Annotated in this window: 23 protein-coding genes and 3 pseudogenes (1 of these 26 running past the window's edge); 18 read left to right on the forward strand and 8 right to left on the reverse strand. The window is 44.6% G+C overall.

All coding sequences use genetic code 11. From position 1 onward, the window contains the following. The 7 genes and pseudogenes from LEP1GSC194_RS12985 to LEP1GSC194_RS13005 all read left to right on the forward strand — a co-directional run. On the forward strand, positions 1–171 hold the 3' portion of the coding sequence (locus LEP1GSC194_RS12985; RefSeq protein ID WP_020774016.1) for an SLBB domain-containing protein. The gene continues 111 nt to the left of window position 1, outside the view; only the last 171 of its 282 coding nucleotides appear in the window; its start codon lies beyond the left edge, outside the window; the stop codon is at positions 169–171. A 15-nt stretch (positions 172–186) separates the two neighbouring features. Beyond that, the gene (locus LEP1GSC194_RS23730) at positions 187–912 is read left to right on the forward strand and encodes a hypothetical protein (protein WP_020774002.1); all 726 of its coding nucleotides are present in this window, start codon (positions 187–189) and stop codon (positions 910–912) included. Further along, positions 845–2,764 carry a hypothetical protein gene (locus LEP1GSC194_RS22705; protein ID WP_456297473.1) on the forward strand — a complete coding sequence of 640 codons (1,920 nt, stop codon included), beginning with the start codon at positions 845–847 and terminating at the stop codon, positions 2,762–2,764. Before LEP1GSC194_RS23730 ends, LEP1GSC194_RS22705 begins: the two co-directional genes overlap by 68 nt. A 3-nt stretch (positions 2,765–2,767) precedes the next feature. Then, a pseudogene (locus tag LEP1GSC194_RS23630) lies at positions 2,768–2,921 on the forward strand (GAF domain-containing protein); the annotation flags it as partial. Between the two features lie 395 nt (positions 2,922–3,316). Next, positions 3,317–4,963 (forward strand): annotated as a pseudogene (locus LEP1GSC194_RS12995) (GAF domain-containing protein); the annotation flags it as partial. An 11-nt stretch (positions 4,964–4,974) separates the two neighbouring features. After that, entirely contained in the window at positions 4,975–6,399 is a 1,425-nt protein-coding gene (locus LEP1GSC194_RS13000; protein WP_020774005.1) for an MBOAT family O-acyltransferase, read from the forward strand. A gap of 600 nt (positions 6,400–6,999) precedes the next feature. After that, on the forward strand, positions 7,000–8,142 hold the full coding sequence (locus tag LEP1GSC194_RS13005; protein WP_036042767.1) for a hypothetical protein: 1,143 nt from the start codon (positions 7,000–7,002) through the stop codon (positions 8,140–8,142). Between the two features lie 283 nt (positions 8,143–8,425). Here LEP1GSC194_RS13005 and LEP1GSC194_RS13010 read toward each other — a convergent pair whose 3' ends face one another. From LEP1GSC194_RS13010 to LEP1GSC194_RS13025, 4 genes are all read right to left on the reverse strand, one after another. After that, complete coding sequence (locus LEP1GSC194_RS13010) at positions 8,426–9,133, reverse strand: DNA alkylation repair protein (protein ID WP_036042775.1); 708 nt, start codon at positions 9,131–9,133, stop codon at positions 8,426–8,428. A 162-nt stretch (positions 9,134–9,295) separates the two neighbouring features. Next, positions 9,296–9,544, reverse strand: coding sequence for a PF14257 domain protein (locus LEP1GSC194_RS22355; protein ID WP_020774017.1), 249 nt, complete (start codon positions 9,542–9,544; stop codon positions 9,296–9,298). Positions 9,545–9,668: 124 nt separating this feature from the next. Beyond that, the gene (locus LEP1GSC194_RS13020) at positions 9,669–10,112 is read right to left on the reverse strand and encodes a hypothetical protein (RefSeq protein WP_017809141.1); all 444 of its coding nucleotides are present in this window, start codon (positions 10,110–10,112) and stop codon (positions 9,669–9,671) included. Between the two features lie 120 nt (positions 10,113–10,232). Further along, positions 10,233–11,798, reverse strand: coding sequence for a Ppx/GppA phosphatase family protein (locus LEP1GSC194_RS13025; RefSeq protein WP_020774028.1), 1,566 nt, complete (start codon positions 11,796–11,798; stop codon positions 10,233–10,235). Positions 11,799–11,988: 190 nt separating this feature from the next. On the opposite strand from LEP1GSC194_RS13025, the gene LEP1GSC194_RS13030 reads away from it, so the two are divergent. The 8 genes and pseudogenes from LEP1GSC194_RS13030 to LEP1GSC194_RS13060 all read left to right on the forward strand — a co-directional run bounded on the left by LEP1GSC194_RS13030 (position 11,989) and on the right by LEP1GSC194_RS13060 (position 19,435). Beyond that, complete coding sequence (locus LEP1GSC194_RS13030) at positions 11,989–13,011, forward strand: rod shape-determining protein (protein ID WP_000575569.1); 1,023 nt, start codon at positions 11,989–11,991, stop codon at positions 13,009–13,011. Between the two features lie 71 nt (positions 13,012–13,082). Next, positions 13,083–14,192: a rod shape-determining protein MreC gene (gene mreC / locus LEP1GSC194_RS13035; RefSeq protein WP_020774024.1), complete on the forward strand. Its 1,110-nt coding sequence runs from the start codon at positions 13,083–13,085 to the stop codon at positions 14,190–14,192. After that, the gene (mreD, locus tag LEP1GSC194_RS13040) at positions 14,189–14,701 is read left to right on the forward strand and encodes a rod shape-determining protein MreD (protein ID WP_020774007.1); all 513 of its coding nucleotides are present in this window, start codon (positions 14,189–14,191) and stop codon (positions 14,699–14,701) included. Before mreC ends, mreD begins: the two co-directional genes overlap by 4 nt. A 1-nt stretch (position 14,702) precedes the next feature. Continuing rightward, positions 14,703–16,652, forward strand: a complete 1,950-nt coding sequence (gene mrdA, locus LEP1GSC194_RS13045; protein ID WP_020774026.1) for a penicillin-binding protein 2 — start codon at positions 14,703–14,705, stop codon at positions 16,650–16,652. Then, positions 16,639–18,144 (forward strand): rod shape-determining protein RodA, encoded by a 1,506-nt coding sequence (gene rodA / locus LEP1GSC194_RS13050; protein WP_020774025.1) that lies wholly within the window; start codon positions 16,639–16,641, stop codon positions 18,142–18,144. The genes mrdA and rodA overlap by 14 nt, the downstream gene beginning before the upstream one ends. A 119-nt stretch (positions 18,145–18,263) precedes the next feature. Then, positions 18,264–18,470 (forward strand): type II toxin-antitoxin system HicB family antitoxin, encoded by a 207-nt coding sequence (locus LEP1GSC194_RS13055; RefSeq protein ID WP_017808343.1) that lies wholly within the window; start codon positions 18,264–18,266, stop codon positions 18,468–18,470. A gap of 7 nt (positions 18,471–18,477) precedes the next feature. Beyond that, positions 18,478–18,582, forward strand: a pseudogene (locus LEP1GSC194_RS21520) (type II toxin-antitoxin system HicA family toxin); the annotation flags it as partial. A 43-nt stretch (positions 18,583–18,625) separates the two neighbouring features. Beyond that, entirely contained in the window at positions 18,626–19,435 is an 810-nt protein-coding gene (locus tag LEP1GSC194_RS13060) for a hypothetical protein (protein ID WP_020774000.1), read from the forward strand. Positions 19,436–19,564: 129 nt separating this feature from the next. Here the strand turns inward: LEP1GSC194_RS13060 and LEP1GSC194_RS13065 are convergent, their stop codons facing one another. After that, positions 19,565–20,317 (reverse strand): hypothetical protein, encoded by a 753-nt coding sequence (locus LEP1GSC194_RS13065; protein ID WP_051185279.1) that lies wholly within the window; start codon positions 20,315–20,317, stop codon positions 19,565–19,567. A 278-nt stretch (positions 20,318–20,595) separates the two neighbouring features. Between LEP1GSC194_RS13065 and LEP1GSC194_RS13070 the strand changes: the two genes are divergently transcribed. Next, on the forward strand, positions 20,596–21,543 hold the full coding sequence (locus LEP1GSC194_RS13070) for a sensor domain-containing diguanylate cyclase (RefSeq protein WP_020774004.1): 948 nt from the start codon (positions 20,596–20,598) through the stop codon (positions 21,541–21,543). A 289-nt stretch (positions 21,544–21,832) separates the two neighbouring features. Here LEP1GSC194_RS13070 and LEP1GSC194_RS13075 read toward each other — a convergent pair whose 3' ends face one another. Beyond that, the gene (locus LEP1GSC194_RS13075; RefSeq protein ID WP_017809969.1) at positions 21,833–22,060 is read right to left on the reverse strand and encodes a DUF1858 domain-containing protein; all 228 of its coding nucleotides are present in this window, start codon (positions 22,058–22,060) and stop codon (positions 21,833–21,835) included. A 93-nt stretch (positions 22,061–22,153) separates the two neighbouring features. Between LEP1GSC194_RS13075 and LEP1GSC194_RS13080 the strand changes: the two genes are divergently transcribed. Next, a complete protein-coding gene (locus LEP1GSC194_RS13080) occupies positions 22,154–22,564 on the forward strand; it encodes a 6-carboxytetrahydropterin synthase (protein WP_017809970.1) in 411 nt (136 codons plus the stop codon). Positions 22,565–22,662: 98 nt separating this feature from the next. Here the strand turns inward: LEP1GSC194_RS13080 and LEP1GSC194_RS13085 are convergent, their stop codons facing one another. Together LEP1GSC194_RS13085 and LEP1GSC194_RS13090 are read right to left on the reverse strand one after the other, a co-directional pair. Beyond that, complete coding sequence (locus tag LEP1GSC194_RS13085; RefSeq protein ID WP_020774003.1) at positions 22,663–23,667, reverse strand: sulfate ABC transporter substrate-binding protein; 1,005 nt, start codon at positions 23,665–23,667, stop codon at positions 22,663–22,665. A 27-nt stretch (positions 23,668–23,694) separates the two neighbouring features. Next, a complete protein-coding gene (locus tag LEP1GSC194_RS13090) occupies positions 23,695–25,515 on the reverse strand; it encodes an alginate export family protein (protein WP_020774015.1) in 1,821 nt (606 codons plus the stop codon). Positions 25,516–26,030: 515 nt separating this feature from the next. On the opposite strand from LEP1GSC194_RS13090, the gene LEP1GSC194_RS13100 reads away from it, so the two are divergent. Then, the gene (locus tag LEP1GSC194_RS13100) at positions 26,031–26,570 is read left to right on the forward strand and encodes a DUF1564 domain-containing protein (protein ID WP_020774014.1); all 540 of its coding nucleotides are present in this window, start codon (positions 26,031–26,033) and stop codon (positions 26,568–26,570) included. Positions 26,571–26,583: the final 13 nt, after the last annotated feature.

Below are 26,583 nucleotides of genomic sequence, written 5' to 3' on the forward strand. Positions count from 1 at the left end.
TCCGCATCGATTCGGGGAAATATAAAAAATCCCGGAGTCTACAAACTCAAAGCGGGGGACACTCTGGAAGATTTGATTTTCGTTGCGGGTGGGATTAAAAAGAACCCGGGCGTCGAACAAGACCTCGACCGGGAAATCCTGGACGGACAGGTCATTGAACTGAAAGAATGATGTTATTAGGAAGAGATGGCGGAAGACTACGACATGATAAAGGATGAAAATTCTCCCGGTGGCCTGGATTCCGGTATGGACGAATTACAATTCGACGATATCGATTCCATGTTAGGCTCGAGTGAACCGGAACCATCCAAGCCCGGCGGTGGATTGGAAGACATGTTTATAGAAGCCGATCCTTTGGAAAGTTTGGTCGCAAGCTCCGGAGAAGAATATCCTCCCAGTTTCGAAAACGATTTTTCCTTTCATCCCGGTTCCGTCGATTCGAGTTTGGAAGATCCTTTGGATCTGGAATTGACCGATCCGCTCGTCGACGCCGAAATCGACAAACTGTTGGATATAAGCGATTTTCCCGATTCATCTACATCAAAGATTTCTAATTTAGAATCCGATGATTCTTTTTTTGCACTCGGAGATTCCGCTCCCGACGCGGGATTGGATTTTTCCGAATTGGACAGTTATTTAACCGAAGAACCCGACGCGATTAGTTTCGACGAAGAATTGGACGATCCCGAAGAGTTCGATTTTTCCGACTTGGACGAAGAGGAATCGATCTCCTCGTCCGAGGACGACCTTCAGGGAGTAAAGCCGGATCACGGAGATCTTTCCTTTGACGAAGACGATTTTTTGAGCGAAGAAGAGGGGCCCCATCGCCTTATCCGAATCCGAATTGGACGGAATTTTGGGCGGAGACGAACTTCCCGAAACGAGCGGGACGTCGGAACCCTCTTTCGATGAGTCTCCGATTTCCCTTTCCGGCAACGAATTAGACGACATACTCAATACCGGGGACGAACCGACTACGGACGATGATCTTCCCGATTTTATCACACATACCGATCCGGACGAAAACGAAGACATCTCTCTCTCCGACGACGAATTGGGCAATCTCCTCGCAGACAATGCGGAAGAAGACAATGCAGAAGAGCCCGAATCCTCAGATTCGTTTGCGGATTTGGAAATGGAAGATTTGGATCAACCCATCTTTTCCGAATTCAGTTCGGAAGAGGACAACGAACCGATTTCTCTTTCCCTGGAGGAACTGGACCATATACAATCCGAAGACGAAGATGACACGTTAGACGAAACTGGACTTCTCGGCGGAGACGATTTCGGTTTAACGGAAGAATCCCTTTCCGATTCTTCGGACTTTTCCTTGGAACCAGGAGATTCCCTTTTGGAATCCGAAGACGACGAGCCGATCGCCCTTTCCGAGGATGAACTCGGAAATCTTCTTTCCGATGACGCGGGAACCGAAGTCGCTGCGGAAGGATTCGGGGATCTGTTCGAGGACGGAGAGTTACCGGAAGACAGCGGGTCCATGTTCGGAGAGAACGACAACTTCTCCCTTCCCGTAGAACAAAACTTAGGCGGACCGGACGAGTTCGGTCTGGCGGAAGAATCTCTTCCAGAGGATTTTTCCCTGGAACCGAACGATTCCCTTATGGAACTGGAGGGAGAAAGCGATAACGAACCGATCGCTCTTTCCGACGAAGAACTTGGAAATTTATTATCTTCGGACGAAACTTCGTCCTTATTCGACGAAACCGGTTCGGAAGAGGACGAATCCATTTCTCTTCCCGTACACGAACTGGATGAAATCGGAGCCGAAAAAGCACCATCGGCTTTGGAATCCTTTAAAGACTTCGAACTGCCTACGAATGATTTCGATACATTGGAAACCCAAGTTTCGGAAACGACTCCTTTCGAAGCGGAGGACGAGGATTCAAACGAACCGATCGCCCTCTCCGGCGAAGAGTTGGATCATATACTTACGGAAGTGCCGAACGCTTCGGAAGAATTTCCGAGCCCTGATACGGAAATCGATTTGGACGCTCCGCTTGCAGAACAAACGGAAGAGGATGAGCCGATTGCTCTTTCGGAAGACGAATTGGGAAATCTACTCGCGTCCGAAAATGAAGAAGCCGCTTTAGATTCTTCCTTTGATTTTGAACCGGAAGCGGCTCCTTTCGAAGCGGAGGAGGAAGATGCAAACGAACCGATCGCTCTTTCCAACGAAGAGTTGGATCATATTCTTACGGAAGAACCGACCGCTTCGGAAGAATTTCCGGTTGCTGATACGGAAATCGATTGGGACGCTCCGGTTGCAGAACAAACGGAAGAGGACGAAGGACCGATCGCTCTTTCGGAAGACGAATTGGGAAATCTTCTCGCGGATGCTCCCGCTGGGGAAGAAAGGGAAGATCTAAATCAGATTTTAGGAGAATTGCCCCCCGTATCCGACTTGGACGCTTTCGATTCCATCGACGACGACGTTTCCAGAGCGGAAGGGGCCTCTGACCGGATTGTTCCGACTCTGGAGAACATAGACGACGAGGAAATGGTTATCGTTCTGGATGAATATGCGGACGGGGAGGAAACTTCTCCGATCGAAGATCTGCGTAAAACTCCGGAGCAAACGGAGGCGGGGGAAGTTTCGGGCGAAACTCCGTCCAAGGACGAAATGAAGCGTATCATGACGTATCTGGATGAATTGCTCGGAAATCTGCCCGACGATTTGATTCGTGAATTTTCGCGTTCCGATTATTTCGAACTTTATAAAAAACTAATGAAACAGATCGGTGTATGACCGATGGGATTGCTGGAACGAGTCAGTAAGTTAGTCAGATCGGACTCGTCCGGAGTTTCGACTTCTTCCGGCGGAGAAAAAAAATCCCTTCTCAAAAAATCGGAGTCTTTTCAGCGTAAACAGGGATTTTTGCAAAAGGCTCTCGGTATGAGAAAGGATGTCGAGGAACCAAGAGCGTTTCCCGCCGCCTCTTCTTCGGAATTACAATCCGATACGTCCGCTCTGATCGACGAACCCGTCGGCGATTTTTCTTCCGAATCGAATGCGTTTTCTTCGGATGAATCGCAGCCGGATTCCGGTTTCGATCCTGCTTCTTTCGCAGAAGATGTGGAAGAATTTTCCGCTCCCGAAGAAGTTCATCCCGAAGAGTTTTCGGAGTCCGTCTCTTCGAAGGAAATGGAAGACGACATACCCATCGACGATCTTTTCGGAGACGACAAATCGGAAGATGTAAAATCGGAAGAGCCCGAATTCGATTTTGTACCGAACGATAAGACGGATTCGGAAACTTCTACGAAAGACTTGGACGAAGAAACGGCCGTCTTGGACGGACCGGACTTCGATGATAGCATAATGTCTTTGGAAGAGGATCCGTTCGAGGATTGGGTCAAGGAAGCCGAACAGGAAGCGCATAGAACTCCTCCCAAAAAAGATCCGAACGTTTCCGCTTCCGAAAAGGCGGAATTCTTATTCGACGACGATTCCAATTTCACGACGTCTCCCATCGATCTGCAGATCGCCTCCCGAAAAAAATTGGAGAATTACATTTCCGTTTTCGAGATCAGCAAGGAGATCGGAGTTTCGACCGACTTTGCGAACTTTTTCGAAAATCTTTTATTCTCCATCATGGGTCAGATCGGTTCCGAATCGATCGGCATCTTTTCCTCCAAAAACGGAAGTCGGGATTTTTTCCGATTGGAAGACTATCAAGGAGAGAACTTCAATCAGGAATGGACTATCTCTTCGGAAGAGGAAATCTATCACGCGGTGCATAACGCAGGTTCCGTTCTTTATGCGAAAGAACTTTTAAAACCCGCGCTTCCCGCCAAGGAACGGGAGATCATCAAACAATCCGAAGCCGAACTTCTCGTTCCGATTCGGACTATGGACGAATTTTTCGGAATCATCTTCCTCAGTAAAACGATCAGCGGAGAGGATTACACGATCGAAGATCTTGAATTCCTAAAGATTATCGGAGAAATTGCGGGCTCCGTATATAAGAGAATTTACGATACCGAATTGCTTCATCAGGAAAATCAGAATCTAAAAGAAGCGGTTCGAACCAACGAACTGATCATTTCGCTTGCGAGGGATTTTGCTTCCGTCCGTAGTATGGATGAGGCTTACGATAAATTGTTCTCCGCGTTTCGGGAAGAGTTAAAAATTCGCCGCGCTACGTTTATGATTTTGGACGGACAAACCAAAAACGAATTCCGTGTGTTCGCTTCCAATCTGCTCACTCCGGAACACGTGGGAAGTTTTAAACTGCCTTTGGAAAGTTCGATCGTCGGAATTGTCTCGAACATTCCGGGAGTATTTCGAATCGAAAATTTTAGAAAACATTCGGAACTTGTACAAAAATTATCGAACGATGAACTCGGGCTCATGTCCGATTTTATCATCATTCCTTTTATCAATCTTCATTGGCTTGTGGGAATGTGGATCGTTCACGAAACGGAAGTCCCTTGGACGGATTCGGACCGAGAGACGGCGGTGGGAATCTCGGAAGTGCTTGCTCCCGTCTTTTCCAACTTATTACTCGTTCAGGAACGGGACTCCGTGTTTAAGGATCCGTTCAGTCCGGTCGAGGAAAGGATCGAGGATATGATTCTCAAATCGGCAAGACTTGGAAGTTGTTTCAGTTTAACTATATTCAAAATTCAGAATATATCTAGAATGGTAAAACTGAAGGGCTCCGGATTTTTTGCGTCCTATAGCGACGAGTTGAGAAAGGCGATTCAGGAAAATTTATCCGAAGCCGATTTTCACTATCGAATCGGCCAGGGAAAATACGCGGTTATTCTGGATGGAAAGGATAGGGAAGAAACTCAAGTTCTCATTCGGAAAATTAAAAATCGTCTCACCGAGACGGATCGTAAGTCGAAGGATTTTCAAACCTCCGTCATTCAACATACTCTTTGTTATCCGGCGGATACGAAAGAGAAGGAAAGAATTCTCGAACTTCTCGAAGAATCCTAAATCGTCGGTGAATGTTATTCAATTCTCTGAACTTTCTTCTTTTTTTTATCGGATTTTGTCTGATCTATTTCCGTCTCGGACTTGCCGGCCAGAACCGTCTTTTGTTTTTCGGCGGTTTGTTTTTTTACGGCTTTTGGAAACCGACGATGGTTTTGCTTTTGCTTTTTTGCATCGCGTTCAATTTTGCGGGAGGGATTCGGCTCGGTCGAACATCGAGCCCGAGTCGTCAAAAAAGGATTTTCGCTTTTTTGATCGTTTTGAATCTCGGTATTCTCATCTTCTTTAAGTATATTCTGTTTTTATTAAGTGTTTGGAACGATACTCTGGGGATTTTGTTTCCGTATTCGATTCTTCCCGTTCCCGAAATTCTTTTACCCGTAGGAATTTCGTTTTATACGTTTCATAATATCAGTTATCTTTCGGATATCCGTTCCGGAAAAATACAACCTTGTTCGAATTTTATCCGTTTCGGAGTCTACGATCTTTTTTTTCCGTTGTTGCTGGCCGGTCCGATCGAAAGACCGGATTCTCTTTTGCCTCAGATCGAAACCCAACGCGGCGTTACCGAGAACGGATTTATTTCCGGAGCGACTTTATTCTTTTGGGGAATTTTTAAAAAGGTATTTATCGGGGATCATCTTTTGTTGTTTACCGGAAAGGCGATGGAGCCGGGGATACAACTTCCGGCCGGTATGGTTTTTTGGATCGCGTTCGGTTTTGCATTTCAGGTGTACGCGGACTTTAGCGGATATACGGACGCCGCTCGGGGACTCGCGAAGATGTTGGGGTTTCGTCTAACTTTGAATTTTAATTTTCCGTTTATCTCATCCAGTCCTTCCGAGTTTTGGAAACGATGGCATATTTCGCTTTCGACCTGGCTTAGGGACTATCTTTACATTCCTCTGGGAGGAAACAGGGTTTCTTTGTTCCGCCAAAATTTGAATCTGATGATCGTTTGGATTTTGGGAGGACTTTGGCACGGCGCGACGTACGGATATTTGGTTTGGGGATTTTACTGCGGACTACAAGTGGTCGTCTATAATCTGATCCAAAAATACGTTTTGACATTAGTCCCAGGAAATATTCGAATATTCAAATATTTTATAAAACTAATGGGATTTTTTTTGACTTTCTGGATGTTCTCTCTGGGATTACTTTTATTTCAAGTGCGTTCTCCCGGAGAACTTTTGGCTCTGATATTGAACGCGGTCGGCGGAGTTTATTGGAATCCTGTGTTCGCAGCAAAGTTGTTTTTTCTTTTATTGCCGTTGATTGTAGTGGAAACTTGGATGATTCTTTCGGGGGGAACTGATACGTTTTTAGAGAAGATCGTTTTAAGACAATCGCGTTGGATTTCGTTTTCTTTTGGAATTTGGATTTTATTTTGTCTTTTCGGCGTTTTTGAAAAGAAAGAATTTTTTTACTTTCAGTTTTAGAATTTGTCCGAAATCTTAAAAGAAATTACAATTGTGGTCGTTAAGTTGTTAAAAACGCGAATATTAGAAGTCAGTGGATAGAGTTCGGATGTCAGGGTTAAAATTTTTCCGATTTATTCATAACGGCACGGACGAGATCGGAGTTTTACCATAACGTTACCCACAAGTTGAGAAGGATTTTGGAATAAGAAGAATCAAAAACGTACGTTTCAAGTGGCGAACGGTTAGGTCTTAGGACTTTACAAATAAAACGCAAGTGTTTCGACAAGAATGAGGCTTTTTACTTGCAAAAAGTATGATTTTCTGATAAAGAACAACCACCGGGGTCTTCCCGCTTCCTATTTCGCGACCCATAGGAAGCGAAATAGAGTTAAACCTTTCGCGACCTGAAACGCGATCCGTAGAGAGTGTTTCACTGAATATAGAGAGCGATCAATTGAAATAGGTGTCTCATTCTCTATGGATCATTCGACAGGAAGCGAAATAGAAATTCATTGAGTTGCCCACCCAAACACGGGGGAAACTCAGGTGCAACGCTCTCTACGATCGTGTTGCGGACCGGTTCGATAGAAAGTTAAGGAGTTTTAAAAAAATAACGTTATGTTTGGGTTTCATTTGAATTCTGTAAGAAGGAAAGTTTTAGGAGTGATCGTTTGTTTTCTATTTAGCATAACGTTTCAATTCGTTCTATTTCCGGTCCTACTATACTTTCAAGAAAAGAATTCCTTCCTCTATGATCGATTGTCTCGACTGGATTTTTCCCTTTATACGGAATCGAAGGACTCGAAATTTCGAAAACCCGGACCGATTGTTTTTCTCGGAGATAGTCAGATCCTTTCCGGAATTTATCCTAAAGAATTGGAAATGAAAATCGGTCGTCCGATTTGGTTTTTGCCGAGACCTTCCGAACAACCGGAGGGTATGTTTCTAAGGTGGAAGGAATACGAACGAAATATCGGAACCAAACCCTCTTTGGTGATCGTAAACGGTTCGATCTTTTCGATAGCGGATATGGACGTGGCGAGCGCGCATCGAAGTCTCGTGTTAAACTACGATTCGTTTCATCCTGAAATATTTACGAAAACTCTTTTTGGAGATTTCTACTTAAGAAATTTTTCTTCGGCTCTTTTTTATCTTTTCGGAAGAATTTTTCCCTTTCTACGTCTGAATGCTTCCGCTTCCGCAACTCTGAAAATCGTGGGCGAGGGGGACGAGTTCGGTTATTCGGAAAAAAATCTGGAAAAACTCCTTTCCGGAAATCCGGTCGAAAAATGGAAATCCAATCTCGATCGAAATCGATTTCTGGAAATGGAATATTCAAAAAACAAGGGATACTTGGATTGGGGAAGGCAAACTCCATACGACGGGGTTTGTATCCCGAACGAAAAGCCGATTCCCCTTCCTCCGAACGCGGAACTCGCTCTGCGAAAAACGAGAAAGTCTGCATTGAAAACTTGGAGGGAGTTTCTTTCTTATTTAAAGACGCATAATGTTCATGTTTTGGCCGTTTCTTTACCGTTTCGTCCCGATTTCGACGAAAAAACTTCTTCGCTTCCGCAGATGCCTCCATGGGAATCGATTCTTACGGAAGAGGGAATTCCTTATTGGAAGGTCGGAAGGGCTAAGTTTGAACCGAGAGATTTCGGAGATTACACTCACTTGAATACTTGCGGGATGCGGAAGTTGGTTCCGATTTTGGCGGAAAAGATTTCGAATCTTAATTTAGAGCCGAATCATCGTTAGGTGAAACGTCGAACGATCAGTATTGAAACAGCAATCTGTTGTCCTTCGTCTTTAAAGAGAATCTGTTTTTTCGGCGTAGGAAGGTTTTCCTTTTCAATCACGAGGAACACGATTGAATTTCCAAATTCGTTTCATGAAAATTGAATGTCTTTCCTTTGGCGATATCGGTTGTTCGGGTCATTGACAATAGATTGAAATCCTCCCTTTCAATGAAACGGAAACAGATTGAAAATTAGTTTTTCAACATTTTATTATATAGGGATCATAAGAAACGGTTCTTCGCTTAACAACGAGCCGTCTTTTTTTTATTTCCGATTTTTCCCATCTTCTGCATTTTTAAAATGTACTCGACGGCGTCAGGAACCTTGCACGCCGTTTTGCCCGTCATCACTTCCACCTTACCGATCTTTTTTGCGGTTTCCAGAGCTTCTTGGAAAAGTGAAGGACAAAAACCTCCCACCGCAATTACAAAACCGTTCATGCAGTATTTCACTCGGTTCTGCGATTTGTGAATTTTAGATTCGATCCGTTCTAGGTTTTTGGAAATTTCTTTCGAATCGATTTGATCGTTCGGAACGATCGATAACAAACTGGAAAACGTACTCCAACCGGAAGAAGCAATACTTTCTTTCTCGGATGAAATCCATTCTCTTGCGAGTTCCCAACCGTATTTACTTTCAGCGGCGACCCAAGCGACGGTACATTCGCTGATCATCGGAGAACCGGAATTTTTTACCCAAAACTGCAGGTCTTTTTTTTGAATTCGCTTTTCGTCCGCGATCAGTCCCGCGAGATACATCGCGTCTGCGTTTCCCGTTTTATAAAGTTCTAATGAAAGTGAATTGTCTTTTTTAACTTTTTTTTGTATCTTTTTGAGATCGCCGACTTTAACGCCGAAAAGCGGCTCCTTCGCTCCGTGATTGATGAAGATCTTTTTCACGGACGGGGTTCCCATCTTTTCCAATTCTTTCATGACTTCACTTACGTTCATTGAAACCCTCTTAGATTCGATTTGTAAAGAACCGTTCCGTTTTACACGATCGTCGATTTTTGAAAAACGAAAATTCACACAGATGTTTGTCTAAAAAATCAATCCTTTTTTAGAGCCGTTCCTTGTCGGAACAATCGTTCGTGCCACGGTAAAATGTCTTTTTTATCGATCGTTAGAAGCAACGTTTTTTCCGATTTGTTTGAATTCGTTTACCAGTTCGTCGAATTTTTCCGGAGGAACATCGACCGCGAGTTTGATAACGCGGTTTTTTCTTTGTTTTAATCCGGAGCTGTTTTCATACTGAACGATGGAGCCCGTGGAATTGATCAGATCCCTGACTTTTTTCTCGTCGTTCTCGATATCCGGGGATTGAGATTCTATAGTTGCGACTTTTTCGTATTTTTGATCCAAGCTTTTGGGAGGATAATCCCCTTGTCGTATCGGATTCTGTTCAACTTCTCTCTCACTTCGTCCAACGAACGCGCGTAAGATGGATTGTGAAAAACCATTCGAAAGAAAATGAGGATTTTTTGCATCATACTTCATCTATAAGATGGAGAGACGGTTCGTAACCTACTTTCCAACTTGTAAAACATCCGAGTATTCCACAGTTTGTGCAACGACATCCGACATAGATCCATTGGATTCCATCCGATTTATCTTGATACCGCGCAAAACCAACTCCTACGTTTGTCTGTATAGAATTGCATTCGACACAGTGCAAGGTTTCAGGGTCGGTGTCTTCCCAGTGTTCTTTGCAGTCACAGATGAATTGATCGATTCCGCAAGAAACACATTGACGACGCGCAGCGCCTTCCGTGTCGTCGGCTTCGAGTTGAAACACTTCAGAACCGCATTTGCATTTGCAAAGACGAAAATCCGTAATCGGGTATTCATCTTCCGAAAATGAAACAAGATATTCTTGAATGTCTTGGGGATTATTTCCGATCCACCATTCTCCACTTTTGTCGATTGTCACATTGATTTCCTTTTGGTGATTGAGTGAAAAGCTTCGATCTCGCTTTAAGATGTCGGATGTTCCTAAATTTTGATTCGATCATTCTTTCACTTTTCTTAATTTAGAAAAACAGAATCTATTTCAACTACTTCCCGCAACAAACTCCACCGAGTAACCGAATGTTTCTTCAAGCGCCGATTTTTGTTCTTCCGCAGCCCAAATTTCCAGAGAAGGATCGTAACCTTTGCTCGCTTTTAAAACGAAACGGATTTGATTCTTTTCGATTTTGCAAGTCACGGAAGGAACCAGGCCGCCTCGATTTCGGTTTAACGCAGAGCTGATTCTTAAAATTGCGGAAAGCACACTGACGAGTGTTTGGTTTTTTTCAGAGAGCCTTGTGTATTCTCTATGTTTCGTGCGGGGAGTATTCTTTCTGTGATAACGAGCGGTTAACGCGATGATTTCGATTTCCAAAAAGGTAAAACCCAAAAGCATCTCAGAATTTCGGATCATATAATAACTGTGTTTGTGAAACGCGGAATGAGAGATGGATTGACCGATCTCGTGTAAAAGGGAAGCCGCTTCCAAAAGTTCTCTTTGTTCTTGTCCGAGTTTATGCAGACTTCTCAATTGATCGAAAATCTGAAGGCTCAGGTTCGCGACGTGTTTGGAATACTCTTCGTCCCTGGAAAAAGCCCTCATAAAGTTATGCACGCCGGTTTGTCGGATATCGTCCAAGTGTTTGGAATGTTCCGTGTTTTCGAAATGTTCCCATTTACGAATGGTGTCGTATACGATTCCTTCCCGGAGAGCGAACTCGGAAACTGTCAAAGCGGGAACGTTTGCGAGGTCGAAAATCTCCTCCAAGATGAGAGTTCCTCCGACGATGATGTCGGCTCGTTTGCTATCGAGTCCCGGTATCTTGGCTCTTTTTTTGAAAGTGTCCGCTTCCAAAATCAGGTTTCGAATTTTTTTGAATTCGGAAGTGATAAAGGAGAAGTGATTCAAAGGCACCTCTTCGGTCTCACCTTTCGAAGCGAGAATCATTCCGGCAATGGCTTGGATGGTTCCGGACGAACCCACCACCAAATCCGGTTTTAAATCTCGGAGAATCTTTCGAAAGGGAAGGAGCATTTCTTCGATGTAGAGTCTGCACTTTCGAATGTCCGAGTTGGAAAGAGTTTCTTCCTTAAAGAATTTTTCGGTGAGTCGGATCGCTCCCAGCTTAAAACTTTTGGAGAATAGAATGTTTCCTCTGTGGCCTACGAGTATCTCCGTACTTCCTCCTCCAATGTCGATCATGAGGATCTTTCGATCGAAAACAGGGATTCCCTGAAGGATACCGAAATAGATCAAACGGGCTTCTTCATAACCGCTGACTACATCGATGGATATACCGGCTTCTTCGTAAGCGGCTTCTAAAAATTCTTCCTGGTTGAAAGCCTCTCGTAACGCGCTTGTGGCAACGGCCCTGATTTCGGCGCCTGCGTTTTCCGCGAGAATTTTGAATCGTTTGAGACAATCGATTCCCCTTCGAAACGAGTCGGGATCAATCGGACCGCTTTCTTGTAATTTGTTACCTAAGCGAACCGATTCTTTTTCACGAGCGACGGCTTCAAAAGTTCCGTTGGTTCTAACCCGAACGATGATCATGTGGAATGAATTGGTGCCGAGGTCGATGGCAGCGAGAGGTTTTTCCTGAACCATGGTTGAACAGAATGCTCTTCCGCTAAAAACGATCCAGCTTAATTTGTTTTCTGATTTTTTTGTTTTGAGGTTGCCGGGAACCTTAGCATTGAAATTATTGAAACCTGTCCAATGAAGAAAGTTCTGAAGAATTTTCCGCTTTAAGCAGATAATAAAGATAAAAAACCTCCGCGGTTGAAAGGTACATGAAATGATCTTTGATAATCTCTATGCCCTGTTTTCCAATGATATGGGAATCGATCTGGGGACGGCAAATACACTGGTGCATGTGAAAGGACAGGGGATCGTTCTATCCGAACCTTCCGTTGTCGCGGTTCACGCGGCCACCGGTAAGGTTCTCGCCGTTGGGCAGGAAGCAAAACGGATGTTGGGTAGGACCCCGGGTGAAATCGTTGCGATCCGTCCGATGAAAGACGGCGTAATCGCCGACTTTGAAACCGTAGAAAAAATGATTCGTTATTTTATCGCCAAGGTGCATAACCGCACCACTTTCGTAAAACCTAGAATCGTGATCGGAGTTCCTTCCGGAATCACCGAGGTGGAAAGACGCGCCGTTCGCGAATCCGCAGAACAAGCGGGAGCCAGAGAAATTTTCCTCATCGAAGAAGCGTTGGCCGCGGCGATCGGAGCCAATATCCCGATCAACGAACCGGCGGGAAATATGATCGTGGACATCGGCGGCGGAACGACCGAAATCGCGGTGATTTCTCTCGGTGGAATGGTAATCGCAGAGTCCATTCGAACCGGAGGGGACGAGTTCGACGAAGCGATCATCAAGTATCTCAGAAACCAATACAACTTGGTAGTCGGGGAAAGAACCGCGGAAGATATCAAACTAACGATAGGAAACGCTTTTCCTGAAAAGAAGGCGGAGACGATGGAAGTTCGAGGACGGGACGCGATTTCCGGACTTCCTAGAACGCTTGAGTTGGAATCCAACGAAATCAGAAAGGCCCTCAAAGAACCGACGGACGAAATTTTAGACGGAATCAAACGGGTTTTGGAAAGAACTCCTCCCGAACTGGCATCGGATATCGTGGAAAGAGGAATCGTACTTACGGGAGGCGGTTGTCTCCTTCGAGGACTGGAAATGTATCTTTCTAAGGAAACGGGAGTTCCCGTTTTCCGTGCGGAAAATCCTCTTACTTGTGTGGTTCTTGGAACCGGAAAGTATTTGGACGAGTTGAAATATATCAAACCCGGTATCCGCTGAAACTGAGTTGAAATGCACTAACGTTCCGGACGAGTTTTGTCCGGACGAGTTCGGGAGCAAAAGAAGATTCGATGTTATGGTTTCAACTCAGCCGAAGTAAGGAGACTCTTTCTCTTCTTTTTTGCATTCTATTCTCCATTTTATCCTTAACCTTTCGAAGTAACGTAATCGTACGGGGAATCGCCAGTTTTCAAAGAGTGGGCGACGTAGTATCCGGTTCCATCGATTCTTTCGGCGGATTTTTCAAAGGCGCTTACAATAAGTTGGAATCTTTTGAAACCGTTCGTAAAGAGAGGGACTCTTGTGTTGCGGTTATGGAAGACTACAAACTTCTTCCGCAGGATTTGGAAAGATCAAATCGGGAAAACGATTCTCTCCGAAAAGAGCTCCGGTTTCAGAGCCGACAAAAATATGCGAGCCTCAAGGCGGAAGTTTTGTCCGTTCGTCTGAATTCCATTTATAGAACCATCATCATAGACAAGGGTTCCGACGCGGGACTTAAACCCTACATGCCCGTGACCGCAAGAGCCGTGGATCAAAAGGGCGCGATCATCGAAGCCCTTGTCGGAAAAGTTGTGGCGGTGACCGGGGGCTCCGCGGTGGTTCAACCTCTCATCAACTCGAACTTCAACATGGGAGTATCGATGCCCGATACCAATCTATGGGCTAATCTTTCCGGAAATTCCGGAAGAGGAACCGAAGCGCTTTTGAATTATATCGACAGCGGAATCATCATCGATCCTAGAGTTTTCGGAGAATATCCAATGGGGCCGAGCGAGATGATTCAATACACGGAGTCTTTGAGTAAGATCGGCAAACCGGTTTACACTTCTGGAGGGGGCGGCGTATTTCCTTCTGGAATTCCCGTCGGAATCATCACGGAAGAAGGACAACGAAACGGAAGTTTTAAAAGCGCATTCTTAAAACCGTTTGTTCGATTTGAGATGTTGGAGAGTGTGACGATCCTTCTCAAACTTCCGGAGAAGTGGTTGGAAACCTGGCCGGAAGGACAGAACATCACGATCGAAAATCCGTATTTCGGAGAACTCAACTTTCCGGGAGAAGATCGTTTGAAAGAAAATCAAACGAAAAATCCTCTTCCGCCTAACGGGAATCAGTCGCAAACGAACGCGCCGAAGAGTCAGCCGACCACCGCTCCGAACGAGGAAGATTTGCAATGATCTTGGAAAAACTCGTAATCGCGATCGGAATTTTAATCGCACATTTTTTGAACGGCTCGAATTTTTTCGAGATCGGTTCGGCGATTAAACCGGACTTTATGATTCTTCTCGTGCTTTTTTTCGCACTGAGAAGAGGCCCTCTCTACGGGCTTTGGATCGGATTTTTCGGAGGCCTTTTGACGGACTCAGGACTCGGAGGGGAAATTTCCGCGGCAAACGTGGTCACGTATAAGATCGGACTTCATTCCTTGACCTTTTGTCTGATCGGATATCTCGTCGGTAAATTTGCTCGTTCCGCATATCACGAAAATTATCTTTCGATCACGATCTATTCCCTACTGATCACCTTTATTACGAGAGTCGCTACGTATTATCTATTCTCTCTTTTCTTTCATGAGAATATGAGTTATTCCTTATTTTTTACCTCGTTTTTTAACGCGCTCATTGCTCCCGCGTTTTTTTATGCGCTGACTTGGATCTATCAATTGGATCATATGGGGGACGCGTAAGTTGTTCGGCGGAGCGCAGTCTGCGTCGGAATACCGACTTGAAAAAAGTTTTCGTCTTCGTTTGTACACCTTTTCCGGGCTTGTCGTGTTTACACTCGCCGCGTTTATCTTTCAGTTATTCAATCTGCAGATTTTCAACGGAACGGATAACGCTCTCAAAGCCGAACGGTTTGTAAGAAAAAGCGAGATCATGCCCGCGGCGCGAGGTCAGATGTTCGATCGAAACTTCCTCACTCCGGAAACTTCGATGGCTTTGGTTTCGAACTATTCCTCCCTGGACGCCGTTTTAAACACTTCTTTGTTCAAATACGATCCCGGTGCGACAAAGGCGTTTATTCAAGAATTTGCAAGAACCCTTTCGATTCCGATTTCTTATTACCAAGACGAGCTGATCGAACCCCGTTTTTCCAGAAATCTGAAGGCAAAAAAACCGATCGTTCTTTTGGAAGGGATTACCACCGCACAGCAGGAAAGAATATCAGTATTCGATAATATATCCAAGTACATCATTCTGCTTCCTTCTCCTAGAAGAATCTACAAGATGGGCCCGGCTCTCGCGCACGTGACCGGTTATATCGGAAAGCCGACTCGGAGCGATCTTGTTTCCGGCGAGATCAAGTCGTATCAATTCCTCGGAAAGAGCGGGCTTGAGTTGGAATACGATTCCGAACTGAGAGGTGTGGACGGATTTAGAATTCAAAAAAGAAGTTCCGAAGGAAACATCGAAGAGGAACGGGTCGTGGAACATTCCTCGCCCGGAAATAATCTCGTTTTAACGATCGATAAGGATATTCAGATCGCAGCACACAAAGCGCTGAAAGGAACAAGGGGAACTGCGATTGCAATCAAGGTTGCAACCGGTGAAGTTCTTGCGATGGCTTCCAATCCGAGTTACGATCCCAATATCCTTTCGGGAAAGAATAAGGCTGATCGAACCGTACATTTCAATCGAGTCAAAGACAACGGAGGATTTTTAAATCTTGCGATCCAATCCAAGTTTCCCCCGGCGTCCACATATAAAACGTTAGTCGCTCTTGCCGCTTTGGAAAGCCAACACAAGATCGGATACACGCCTGAAACCACGTTTTCCTGCAACGGAAGTTTTGTGCTCAAGTCCACGTTTGCGGGAGTTCCCGATCAGGTTTTTAATTGTTGGGAAAAAGGCGGACACGGAACCAACGACCTCGCACACGCGTTGCAGAAATCCTGTTCCGTATATTTTTACAATCTCGGATACAAACTCGGCTCCGACGCGATTTTAAATTATTCCAGACTTTTCGGATTGGAAAGCCAGTCCAAAGTCGATCTTCCGGGAGAAATTACCGGTTTTGTTCCTTCTTCGGCTTGGAAGAAAAGTACGTACGGAACGAAATGGTTCGACGGGGATACGATCAATCTATCCATCGGACAGGGATTTATCTCGTCGACTCCGATGGGAATGGCTTTGTTTTACATGGGCCTTCTCAATCGGGGACAGATCTATCAACCGTACGTAGTCAGCGAGATACGAGATCCGGTGGATAACTCCATCATCAACAGAACCGCTCCTCAAATACTCAGGGATATTCCGATCAATCAGTCTTCCGTGGAAGCGATCAAGGAAGGATTGAAGCTCGTAGTCAAAAGCGGAACGGCGGCGTATGTGTTGAACAAGCCGTATTTGCCCGAAATCGCGGGGAAAACGGGAACGGCTCAAACGAGAAGAAGAGGGGCTTCCGGCTCGAACCACGCTTGGTTTGTGGGATACGCGCCCGCGAGCGCGCCAGCCAGCGAACAGGTGTTAGTCGTAGTATTCGTGGAATACGGAATCGGAGGAGCGGCCGGAGCGGCGCCCGTCGCGAGAGAAATGTTTCACGCTGCGTTTCCCCCGGGAACATTCAAAAAATCGCAAGATGTAACGCCGCCTTCTTTACCGTCGACGGAACAGGAGGGAACTCTTGAAGCCAGATAAGTCCATAGAAAAGATCGATTACTTTTTAGTGATTTCGGTCGTAATCGTCGTACTTTGTAGCGTGACGACTCTTTACAGTCAGGAAGTCAATTTCGAGGACGGACCCGGAAAATGGTATCGTCAACTTTTTTACTTCGTCATAGGACTTGCGATCCTTTATTTCGTGTCGAGAATCAACTATCAGTTGTTAGGCGCTTATGCGCTCGTGATCTATGTGTTCACCGTTTTTTTACTGATGATCACTTTGATACCGGGGATAGGATATCTTCCATCCGGAAGAGGCGCGCGTTCCTGGCTCAAGATCGGACCCGTCGGGATTCAGGCTTCGGAGTTTGCAAAGTTATCTACGGTGATTTTATTGGGACAGTTCATGGTATTGAAGGAAAAGGATCTGAGGAATATCGTCGTGCTCGCGATTCCGTTCGTGATCGTGCTGATTCCAATGGTGTTCATTCTATTGCAGCCTGACTTCGGAACCGCGGTTTCTTTTCTTCCGATATTATTCACGATGCTTTTTCTCGGAGGAGCGGACATCCTTCATATCGGATCCTTATTGGCGTTCGGAGGAATCACTCTTATGGTTCCCATGTTCGTCGAGTATTCCAGACTGACTTTGATAAACGACATCGCCGACTTCTTACAAAGAACCGGAAAGACGGATCTATTGACCGTTGTCAATCGGTTAGGCGGAAAAATCTGGCTCGCACTCGACGGAAAGGATCTAAAAGCAGCCAACCTAACCCCCAAGACGTTAAACGCGTTGCAGGAAGTTGTGGATCAGGTCGTGGAAGTGGAGGGCGGATTTTTATTTAAGATCCTTTCCAATCAAAAGATACTCTTAACTTTCGGAGCGTTTTTTCTGATTGCGAGTCTTGTGATGGTGGGAATTCGGATCGCGAGAGGAAGTAGAACATTAAGACAATATTATATACCTCTCGGGATCTTGGGAATCAGTCTGATCTCGGCGGTTGTGGTGATGAAAACCGTGCCGTTCCGGGAAAATCAGGTTGTTCGATTGACCGCGTTTTTAAATCCGGAAGAATTCAAACAAGGAGCCGGATATCAACTCAGGGCGTCCAAACCCGCGGTCGGATCGGGAAGATTTTTCGGAAAAGGGCTGATGAACGCGGAGATGACGGAAGGAAGAATTCCTCACGTTCCGGAATCTAGCACCGATTTTATCTTTGCATCCTGGGCGGAACAAACCGGATTTTTAGGATCCGTGTTCTTGTTGTTCTTTTTATTTTCGATCCCGCTTAGAGGATTACAGATCAGTTACGAAAGTAAGGATCGATTCGGATCGTTACTCGCGTCCGGAATTGTAGCATTACTTTTTTATCATATGGCGATCAACATCGGGATCGTGATCGGGCTTATGCCTGTAACCGGAATTCCGCTTTCGTTTATGAGTTACGGAGGATCGCATTTGATTATGTCCATGACTGCGGTGGGAATCATACTTTCGATTAAGAGTAGAAAACACGCGAACTAACGCCTTGACCCCTCGATACGATTTACTTCGTAAATCACTCGAGGCCCCTTTGAGTTGCATCGAAGGTAAGAGCGAAAAAGATTGGACAAGCTTACCGAATCGGTTTCTATTATAGTGATATGAGACGATTCTTTACCGCAAGTGTTTGGCAAGAAGACAGTCTATTTGTCGCGCAGTGTTTAGAGGTGGACATTGCAAGCCAAGGCGAAACTCAGGAAGAGGCATTAGCCAACTTGAGAGAAGCGCTGGAACTACATTTTGAAACACCGATCGCCACGATTCTTCCCGAAATCAGAAAGTTTCAGGCGGAAGTGAGTGTCGCTTAGACCGTTATCATTGACAGCGATTGTTCCGAATCATAAAGAAATCGCGATCGGAACCTTACGAAGTATTTTAAGACAGGCCCAAATTTCCGTCGAAGATTTCGCGAATTTCTAACTCTCGAAAAAACTCAAAATCGTCCGATAATCAAAATACTCGTATGGACTCCGTAAAAGATTCCCGATTTTTCTTCGATCTAAAACATAAATTCGAATCTATTTTGGAAGAGGTGGAAAAAAGAACCTTCGATCAAAAGGACGAGATCCGCGAATTGGAAACGCTTTGGGAAGAGATGTTCAATCTCGCAGGTAAAAACGATTCGCCCTATTTTCAAATTCGGCTTAAAAGTCTCAAAAAGCAGCTCGATACGTTCGTAAAAAATAAGGGATACGAAAAAAACGAGTTCGATAAAATCTTTCACCAACTTGGAAAGATGAAACGAACGGATTCGGTGGAGTTTTTGGACGAGTCCCTCCGCAATCGTCTTGAAAAGATCGCACAAAACAATTATACCCCTGGAGATATGATTTCATCCGGAATTGTACTTCCGGCGGCGACGGATAAAAAAGGAAAACAGTATATAACGTTTCGTTGTGGTACGATTTATTTCATCACCGATCGTTCTTCTTACACCATTCTCAAGGACTTGGATAGGAGAAAAAATACGGTCGAATACAAAGGGGACGTTCACAGAATTTTTCCGAGTTCCTTTATCTACGGTCTTTCCGAAGAGGAATACAGAAACGAAAATTTTCTTACTATGAATTTGCTGGTTCTTAAAAGGCAATCCGGTCTTGAATTCTATCGATTTGATACGTTAGGCGAAATATTGCAGATCAACGAAGGTACTTTCCGAAAAGGTCTGAAACCGTTGGAAAATTCGGAGGTTCGAAACGAAGACAATCGAATTCGGAATTATTTTCGTAAAGCGGGAGTTCGATACTATTACATTCCCGCCCGCGATTCTTAAGTAAGAATCGCAAACTGCAGGTAAAATTTGCTCGAAATTCCGTTGTCGGGAATTCCGGCAAACATACTCATATTAAAATTCTCCTTGAAGTCGGGCTTGTTGAAGTTCGAAAGAAGTTAAAATTCGGCTCTAGTCCAACTTTGAAAAAACGGTGCCGGAGGCTCGTGTGGAAATCCGCTGATACTTTGCGTAAGCGTCGATCAAAGCCGACCGAATCGCTTTCTTATCTCGAATGCCGGATCGGGCCGACGTTTCGGCTAACGCTACTAATAGATACGCTTCCGGAGCCATAAAGGTTCGGGTTAAGGCGATCGGGTTCGCGCCGATCGAACGGATCACAGGGCCGAAATATTTCTCACTTTCACACGCCAAAACCGCTACGGATTTCGACGAAGGAATTTTTAAGGATTGAATTTTGGGCGGAAGGCGATCCATCAATCGGTCGTGACCGGCCCAAACCAAAAGGTCCGCATCGGACTTTCCCGTTGTGGCGTTTAAGAAGTCGACTAACGCGTCGTCGATTTTGTCTCCTGCGTATGCGCGGAGTAAAATGGAAACTTTTCGTTCTCCTTTTTTCGGAATCCGTTCCAACCAAAGATTTCTTAAAATCGGAGAACCGGGATCGCCTTCTTGACGATTCACGACTTGAAAACCCGAGGTTCTTTTAAAAAAAGATTCCGCTCCAAAAGCCGCTCCCCAATAGAGATTTCCATCCAAAGAACGAGGATCTCCCGCTTTTCCTTTTCCACAGGCGAGTTGTGATCCGTCGCATAAAGGAATAAACACTTCTATTTGAACGGATTCCACTGAGAAAAACGAGACGAATATTAGGATTAAGAAAATGAAGCGGAAGCGATCGTATTTCGAAATCGGATTTTGCATGGGTCTATGAAACAAAAGCGAAAGTCGTTTGGAAGCGCTTTTTCCAGAAAAGTTATAATTTGCAAAACCCGTTTCCGGGCGGAGAAAAATTAAGACGTTTATGTTTCGCGAAACTTCCAATAGGATCCGATATAGATTTGCGAATTTGAACGACTCCTAAAAAATTAAAACGACTTCCGCTTGGGACTAGTTATTTTGAGAAAAAAGAAAGCCCATATCCGGTTCGGAAAGGTTGGAAGGAAACGGGATTCTCATCCGACTTTGAAAGGAAAATACGCATGGAAGAAAAAGAATACAATCTTGAAAAATTTTATAACTATTCTTTGGATTTGTTTGCGATTCAAAGGATGGCGGACGGAATCGTAGTATCGGTAAATTCCGCATTTGAACGGCTCCTCGGATGGAAAAACGAAAAAGTGGTGGGACTCAATCCTTTTCATTTGGTACATCCGGACGATATGGGATTGTTCCTAAAAGAATTCGAAGAATTGAATGCGGGAACGCCGAATTTATCGGTTCAACATCGGATTCAGTGCGCTGATGGAAGTTATAAACATTTTTCTTGGACTGCGTACCCGGATATCGAAACTGGTTTGATCTATTCGACCGGAAGAGACATCACCGGGCTTGTGGAATCGAACCGAAAAATCAGTCAGCTCGCTTCGGAGCTTAAGGAAGCGAACGATCGATTATTCGAACAGGCTTCTACGGATCCACTGACAAAGCTAAAAAACAGAAGGTCGTTTAACAAAGAACTGAAGTATTGGATCGAGCATTTGAACTCTCGGGAATCTTTTTTGTCCTTACTGATGATCGACGTGGATCACTTTAAGGCCTACAACGATCAATACGGACATCCGGCCGGTGATCTGGTGTTAGTCGATTTGGCTTCTATTTTGACTAAAATCTTTCGAAAAGACGACGTATCGGCGCGTTACGGCGGCGAGGAATTCATCGTAATACTGCCGGATACTTCTAAAAAAGAAGCCGTCGAAATGGCCGAAACTTTGGTTTTAACCGTGCGGGAATACGCGTGGAAAAACAAACAAATTACGATCAGCGTGGGAGCGACTACCGTTCGTTTTGATAAAAATACGCCGATTGAAAGTTCTAATTTTTCCGCACAACTGATCAAAGAAGCCGATCAGGCGCTTTATCATTCGAAATTAAACGGAAGAAATCAGGTTTCACACGCGTTCGACATTACGAATTTGAATCGCTCTTAAAAATTAAAACGACTGACTTCCTTTCGAGATTCGTTGTTTTGAGGAATCCCATCGGGATTTGAACGTGGTAATGTCTGGTTTATCGGTTCAACATCGAATTCAATTTTTTTAATTTAGAAAAAGTGAATCGACAGCTCGGAGAAAACCAAAGATTTTAAGATCGATAATCTATATCCTTCCTAAAATCAAATGAAAAAATTGGGGGAATAAATCCTAAAAAAAGATTCCCCTCAAGATTTTACGAAAAAAATAAACTTTAATTCCGGGGAAAATTCCCCGGAGAAATTGTTTAGTCTTCCGAATCTTCGAGAAGATTGTTCAGACTTTCAATCAGAACGTCCACTTCCACGCCGTAACCCATACAAACTTGCTCGATCGTTTCGAGCTCGTTGATAGAACAATGGGAACAACCGCCTAAATGGTAACTCGAAAAAACAAGCCCTGCTTCGGGGTGAACGGCCATTGCCTCACCTACCGTCATTTCCTTATAAAATCTTGGCTTGACCGCTTCTGTCATTGAAAATCTCCTATCCTTGAAATAACCGTTACGTAAAATTTCGTTTTTGCAAACGTTTCCAATATATAGACATGGGAAAGAAAGTCAAGAGCTATGTTTTTTGAAGAATCAGGAAGATTTTATATTCGAATCGAGGAACGTTTCGAATCTTCGCATTTCCTCTACAAATATTTCCCGGACGGTTCGGACGAACCCATTCACGGGCATTCTTGGAAAGTCGAATTGTATCTTTCCGGAAAAAAAAATATCGGTCAAGACGGAATCAGTTTTGATTTTCTTACTTCCAAACAAAAACTTAAGGAACTCGTAGGGAAGTTGGATCACATTCTGATTAACGATCTGGAAGAATTTAAAAAGATCAATCCGACTTCCGAAAACATTGCTCGTTGGTTTTATCACTATCTCAAAGAGAATGTACATTCGGCCGGAGGAAAGGTGGATAGAATCGTAATTCATGAAGGCCCGGAGAACCTCGCCTTTTTCGAGCCAGTCGAGCGCCAATAGAAACGAGAAAGCCAAAGCCGCGGAGCCCTAGGCTTTGGCTTTCAACAAAGTTGAAAAATCATCGCTTTCGTAAAAAGCGATGTTGCCAATGTTCGGTTTTATTTCACATAGAGTTGGTCGAAGGAAGCTCCGTCTGCAAAATGATCTTTCTGAGCCTTATGCCATCCGCCGAAATGTTCATCCACTGTGATCAAATCCAGCTTTGGAAATTTAGATTCGTGTTTTTTTAGAACGGTTTGACTCCTCGGGCGATATCCGTGTTTTGCGATGATCTCTTGCGCCGCCTCGGAATAGAGTGACTTGAGATACGCCTTTGCCGTTTCCAGAGTGCCGTGTTTCACGGCGTTTTTTTCCACGATCGCAACCGGCGGTTCCGCGAGAATACTCAGGGATGGAATTACGACTTCGTATTTATCCTTGCCGAATTCTTCTAGGATGAGAAAGGATTCGTTTTCCCAAGCGATCAGCACGTCTCCGATTCCGTTTTGAGCGAATGTGTTGCTCGAGCCTCTGGCTCCCGAGTCGAGTACGGGAACGTTCTTATATAATGTTTTTATAAAGTCCTGAACCTTATTCGTATCGTTGTTGAATTTTTTTTGAGCGAAAGCCCAGGCCGCGAGATAGTTCCAGCGCGCCCCTCCGCTCGTTTTCGGATTCGGAGTGATTACGTTTACCTTGGATCTGACGAGGTCGTCCCAGTCTTTGATGTTTTTCGGATTTCCCTTTCTTACCACGAACACGATCGTAGAAGTGTAGGGAGTGCTGTTGTTCGGTAGACTTTTCAGCCAATCCCTGGAAATCAGTCCCTTGGAAGCGATGATGTCTATATCGTAGGCCAGGGCAAGCGTGACGATGTCGGCTTCCAACCCGTCGATTACGGATCTTGCCTGTTTGCCGCTTCCACCGTGGGATTGATTGACTCTCACGTCGTCTCCCGTTTTGGATTTCCAATAACTTGCAAAAAGTTTGTTATACTCGGCGTATAATTCCCTCGTAGGATCGTACGATACGTTGAGAAGGGTCGCGTCTTTTGCGAAAAGCCCGATGTTTACGATCGTCATAAAAAGTGCGATCGCGGTTATTTTAAAAAATTTTGTTTTCATGTCGGTTCCTAACTTTTAAATTTTGAATTACATTGCAAACTGAACGAACAGAAAGAAACTGTAGGATTTGTGATCCAGTGTGTATCTGTCGTTAACGTTCGGGGCCCAAGGATTGACTCTTGCGTTTCTGACCGAATCTCCTGCGAGTAAATAAGAACCTCCGGTCCAGATCGAAACGTAGTCTTTAAGATAATATTGGTAGATCACGTCGAACTCGTAAAAAAGACGTTTGCCTCCTCTTTCTCCCAGTTTGTAACCGCCGAAAGCGGAACCGGTCGTGTTCTCCGTGGTAAGTCCCGTGTTCGCGGTTCCGCCGGAAGAATACCACGCGTCGTTTACGGAAGCTTTTTGAATGTCGTAAGCGACGAAGATAAATCTACCATAGTTTGCGGAGTTATACATCAGGTGAACGGATTTGGTTCTTGTGTTCGACCAGAAAGTCGCGTTTACGATTCCGTTTCCCGAATCGAAGTAAGGGAAACCTCCCGATCTTGTCGCAAAGGAAGCGTCGTAGGTTGCGACTTTGTTGTCGGTTCGATTGGGATCTCCCGAACCGATGGAATACTGAATTCCGATTCGAAATCGATCGAAGAAAGTATAACCCGTCTGAGCGATGAAAAACTTGGAGTCGTATTCTACGTTTTGAGTATGAATCCTTTGGGACTTCGGATTTCCGTCCACCGTTTGTTTGAAAGTATCCCAACCGGCGTTGATCCTTTGACCGTTGAAACCGTACTGCCAAGAGGCTTCCAAGGTCCAGTCCCAGGCTTTTGTCTTCGGCAAACGGTTGTTATCCGTTCTATTACTTAAACGAAATCCGACGGTGTTCAAGTCGTCTCTTTGTCTGGTTCTATCCATACTCGTACTAGGGTTCGGGCCTTGTTCCCATTTTTTGTCTATGTTGAAGTAATAAAGATCCACGAGGAAGTCCTCGAACTTCACCGTGTTGTATAAGCCCGAAAGATAAGTATCGTTGACCGTTCCGCGTTTGACACCGTTCGCCGTATTGTTTCCGCTTCCTGCGTTTGAGTCTTCCGCGATGACTGAAGTGAACGCTTCCGAGTTGAAATACTTCGAGTTGTATTTTACCCGGGCTCCGTCGAAGGAGTTTCCAGTCTGACCGTCGTTTCTTCCGCCGACGTATCGGTTATCACCGAAACCGAAGATCTGTCTTCCGAGAAAAATTTCGAAACCGTCCGCGAAGTTTTTCAATTGGATAAAACCTTCTCTTAGGTCCGTATTGTTCTTAATACTTACGGAATTTGTAGCGGTGGGCGCGGCGCTCAGTTCCGTGCCGGCCGAGTTGGAAAGACCGAGATAACCGAGTTGTCCGTCTTTGCGGGATTGTTCGCCTCCGAAAACGCGAACGTCTTGGATCGTAACCTTTGCGGCGACGTAGGGATTCGGATCGATGACGAAGAAAACCTGAGAGTTTTGAGTCGCATAGTTTCTATCATCCTGAGTTCGCTTATCAAAATCGGCGTTGTGGCTATAGTCAAAACGCGGACGAATTTGGAAACCCGTGCGAAAGATATCTCCGAACCAGAGACGATCCGTTTTTCTCACCGCGTCTTGGTGTTCCGGGGAAAGAAGCATGGACTTCATAAATTCGCCGGGAAGTTTTCCTTTATACGGACTTTTATAAGGCTCTTCCTTGGCGAGTTCCTGTTGGATCTCCGGAATCCCTTTTTCGTCGTTCGGCTGCTCTTCGTATTTTACGTTAGAAGGCGGGTCCAGATTGAGAACGGGATCAGGCTTTTCTTTTTTAGCGCTTTGAGAGAATAAACTCAAAGGAATAACACAGAGGAAAAGAATTCCTGCCGCTAATTGGATACGAGTGTGTTTCATCTAAATCCTCCGTTTAGAAATTTTTACCAGAGAATGGTTTTTATTCTGCATCGTCAATTAAAAAATCCATTATATTAGATAAAATTCTGTTTTTAAGAAAAATAATCCGTAGTTACAGATAGAAATCTTCTTTTAAAAGTGAAATTCTGTTTTATTTGATAAGTAAAAGAAGCGTTCTTTTTAGATTCATAGGTTCTTAAATCCAGATAAAAAGTTTTCTTATAAATTAACGTGATTTGGTGGAGTAAGTTTAGACGAATGTTGAAGCGAAATTTGCTGGAGCGTACTAGGAGTCAGTGGTTAGGAATCAGATGTCAGGGTGACCTTGCCTGTCAGACATTGACCTTTTGTAATCTCCCGGCTTTGTTCCGTTCTGAAAAAATTAGAATTCTAAAAACAAAAATCTTTCCGATTCCCTTTACGTCGTACCCGAGTTACGTTATTTTTTTAAGAAAAGTTTTCTTTTTTCTACCCGAATCGATCCGCCTGAACCCGTTCCCAGAACCGTATTTGGTATGGGCACTTTGTTAATTAACTCCGATTGTAAAATCAGTTCGACTCTTGGGGAGAATCGTTCCGAAACGGTTACTCTTTTGATTCCGGAAGATACTTGGATTCGTTTCTCCGAGAAAGATGTGAAATTACTTCCCAGGAGAATTCCGGAACTTTTGAGAACATATGGAAAATATCTTTCGGCCACAAAACGTCTGGGAAAAAAAGCGGGCAGAACCTTGTATCAGACCAGTCCCGGAAAATTGAAGATGAAACGAGTGAACGTTAGAGTTAACACCGGGAGTTGGACCCTCTTTGGAACGCTCGCACAGGCTCATGGCGTGTCTCGCTGTTATCTTTTCAATTATCTCCTGTGGTTGGAGGACCTCGAAGTCGGGGATTCTATTCTTTACACGATGAATGAGGGAGTTCCCACATTTCACAGGTATTACAGTTACATACTCCAACTCGACCTAATAAACAACCTGGTAACACGAAAACTACGCTGCCAACCCGCTGCGTATTTTCACGCATTGGATTACAGAGACTGGTTTCCGTCCTAAAAAATCAGAAGTC

This window comes from Leptospira alstonii serovar Sichuan str. 79601, assembly GCF_000347175.1.
GTDB classification, from domain to species: Bacteria; Spirochaetota; Leptospiria; order Leptospirales; family Leptospiraceae; genus Leptospira; species Leptospira alstonii.

Coding starts and splice junctions, on each gene's coding strand:
- LEP1GSC194_RS13090 (WP_020774015.1), bottom strand. CDS start 25,515: ATGAAACACACTCGTATCCAATTAGCGGCAGGAATTCTTTTCCTCTGT.
- LEP1GSC194_RS13075 (WP_017809969.1), bottom strand. CDS start 22,060: ATGACAGAAGCGGTCAAGCCAAGATTTTATAAGGAAATGACGGTAGGT.
- LEP1GSC194_RS13080 (WP_017809970.1), top strand. CDS start 22,154: ATGTTTTTTGAAGAATCAGGAAGATTTTATATTCGAATCGAGGAACGT.
- LEP1GSC194_RS13000 (WP_020774005.1), top strand. CDS start 4,975: ATGTTATTCAATTCTCTGAACTTTCTTCTTTTTTTTATCGGATTTTGT.
- LEP1GSC194_RS13005 (WP_036042767.1), top strand. CDS start 7,000: ATGTTTGGGTTTCATTTGAATTCTGTAAGAAGGAAAGTTTTAGGAGTG.
- LEP1GSC194_RS13055 (WP_017808343.1), top strand. CDS start 18,264: ATGAGACGATTCTTTACCGCAAGTGTTTGGCAAGAAGACAGTCTATTT.
- LEP1GSC194_RS13065 (WP_051185279.1), bottom strand. CDS start 20,317: ATGCAAAATCCGATTTCGAAATACGATCGCTTCCGCTTCATTTTCTTA.
- LEP1GSC194_RS13070 (WP_020774004.1), top strand. CDS start 20,596: ATGGAAGAAAAAGAATACAATCTTGAAAAATTTTATAACTATTCTTTG.
- LEP1GSC194_RS13010 (WP_036042775.1), bottom strand. CDS start 9,133: ATGAACGTAAGTGAAGTCATGAAAGAATTGGAAAAGATGGGAACCCCG.
- mreC (WP_020774024.1), top strand. CDS start 13,083: ATGTTATGGTTTCAACTCAGCCGAAGTAAGGAGACTCTTTCTCTTCTT.
- LEP1GSC194_RS13025 (WP_020774028.1), bottom strand. CDS start 11,798: ATGGTTCAGGAAAAACCTCTCGCTGCCATCGACCTCGGCACCAATTCA.
- LEP1GSC194_RS13085 (WP_020774003.1), bottom strand. CDS start 23,667: ATGAAAACAAAATTTTTTAAAATAACCGCGATCGCACTTTTTATGACG.
- mreD (WP_020774007.1), top strand. CDS start 14,189: ATGATCTTGGAAAAACTCGTAATCGCGATCGGAATTTTAATCGCACAT.
- LEP1GSC194_RS13030 (WP_000575569.1), top strand. CDS start 11,989: ATGATCTTTGATAATCTCTATGCCCTGTTTTCCAATGATATGGGAATC.
- LEP1GSC194_RS13100 (WP_020774014.1), top strand. CDS start 26,031: ATGGGCACTTTGTTAATTAACTCCGATTGTAAAATCAGTTCGACTCTT.
- LEP1GSC194_RS23730 (WP_020774002.1), top strand. CDS start 187: ATGGCGGAAGACTACGACATGATAAAGGATGAAAATTCTCCCGGTGGC.
- LEP1GSC194_RS13060 (WP_020774000.1), top strand. CDS start 18,626: ATGGACTCCGTAAAAGATTCCCGATTTTTCTTCGATCTAAAACATAAA.